The 1,764-nt window shown below is 69.4% G+C and carries 1 protein-coding gene and 1 pseudogene; one reads left to right on the top strand and one right to left on the bottom strand.

Annotated features, from left to right (window positions below):
* The first annotated feature begins 389 nt into the window (after positions 1–389).
* Positions 390–1,256, top strand: a complete 867-nt coding sequence (locus ACRDSQ_RS22265) for a glutaminase (RefSeq protein WP_431423746.1) — start codon at positions 390–392, stop codon at positions 1,254–1,256.
* 257 nt (positions 1,257–1,513) lie between these two features.
* On the opposite strand, the pseudogene ACRDSQ_RS22270 reads toward ACRDSQ_RS22265, so the two are convergent.
* Positions 1,514–1,764: pseudogene (locus ACRDSQ_RS22270) on the bottom strand (hypothetical protein); the annotation flags it as partial.

A 1,764-nucleotide genomic window follows, 5' to 3' on the forward strand; every position in this document is an offset into this window, starting at 1 on the left:
GTGATGGATCTCCAGCTCCGCCATGCCACCAAGTCTCCCGGCCACCACCGACAATCCCGGCCCGGTTTCCGGCCTCGACGACTCGTGTCACACGATGGTGTCAACAACGCGGAATGGCTTGCGGTGACACAGATTCCGGGTACGCACACCGCGATCTTCCCGATTCGGCTATGCGCCGCCGCCGTGGGTGACGCGACAATGACAGACCACGCGCGACCACCTGCTTCGATCCGCTGAATCTGCCGTAGTCAGGCGGAGTTGTCCGCGCCCGTCAGGGCACGCGCGCATTTTGCGTGTCGCAACGCAACTTTCGGTGCCGGACAGCGCAGTTAACAGTTAAGGGCTCGAATGCGTTGTGTGTGCGGACGGGGTCGGTCATTCTGGCTTACGTGGGTTATCCCGGAGGCGAGGCCACCGCTGCGCTGGTTGAGGCGCCACGGCCGTTCCTGCGCACTGCCCTGGAAAAGGTGCGCGACCAGGTCGAGCCCTTCGTCGGCCTCGGCCACGTTCAGTCCTCTGTGGAGCGTTACGGGTTCGGAATGGCCGTGGCCACCGTCGACGGCGAGGTCTGCGGTGTCGGCGACTACCGGACCCCTTTCGCGCTGCGGGGTCTGGCGAAGGTCTTCGGCTTCGCGCTGGCCCATGCCCTTGACGACACCGGGCACTGGACCGCCGGGGTGCCGCACAACCCGTTCGACGTCCTCGGCGCGGTGGTCACCACCGACCGGCTGCTGACCCGGACCGGCGACGCCGCGGGCGCGTTGCGCGCCTTCCTGTGCGCCCAGTCGGGAAATCCTGCCCTGGCCGCCGCGGCCGAGCCCGAGCCCGCGGACTCCTCCGCGCTCGCCCCGGTCGTCACGGGCGCCGACACGCTGGACAACCCGGTGTCGACCGTTGTCGACCATTACACCCGCCAGTGCGCGATCCTCATGTCCTGCGCCGACCTCTCCGCCGCCGCGCTGTTCCTCGCCCGCGGCGGCGTCGGGGCCGACGGCAACCGGCTGCTGGCCCGCGACGCCACCCGGCGACTCAACGCGATCATGCTCGTGTGCGGGATGTACGGCGGCGCGGGCGAATTCGCCTACCGGGTGGGCCTTCCCGCCAAGAGCGGGTCGGGCGGCGGCATCATCGCCGTCGTGCCGAATCGGTGTGTGGTGTCGGTGTGGAGCCCAGGGCTCGACGCCTGCGGCAACTCCGTCGCCGGGGTCGCCGCGCTGGAGGCATTCTCGGGTGCGACCGGTTGGTCGGTTTTCTGAGCCGTCGTTTGTCCAGGTAAACACCTTTGTCAGGCAAAGTCCGCCACGGCATTGCCTTGAGGACATGAAACCGCCACCATGTTGCTGGACGGGTGCCACAGTCGCGCAGGGTCGACTGTGGTTGACCCGTTCTGCCTCGCCGACAACGTTCCACTCGGCCGGGACACCGGGTGGCACGCCCTCGCACGGCGAGGCGGGAGGTCCCGTGGAGGCGTTCGCCGCCGCGGGACCTCCACCTTCATTCGTCCGAAGTGGACTCACTGGCGTGCGGCAGCAGTCCCCGACCGCGCCAGCCACCACACGGCGGCGCTGCCCGCGTCGGTGAGCACGTTCTCCGCCAGGTAGGCCCGGGTGCTCTGCTCCATTTCGCGCTCCTGGCGCAGCACCTGCTTCTCCTTGCGCAGCTCGGTCAGCCGGGCCAGCCGGGCCGCGTCGGACTCCGGCGCCGTGAGCCCCACCTCCCGTGCCCACGCCGCGATCTGCCCGGACCGGTCGGGCAGCTTGGCGC

The organism is Actinokineospora sp. (assembly GCF_050699995.1).
Taxonomy (GTDB): Bacteria; Actinomycetota; Actinomycetes; order Mycobacteriales; family Pseudonocardiaceae; genus Actinokineospora.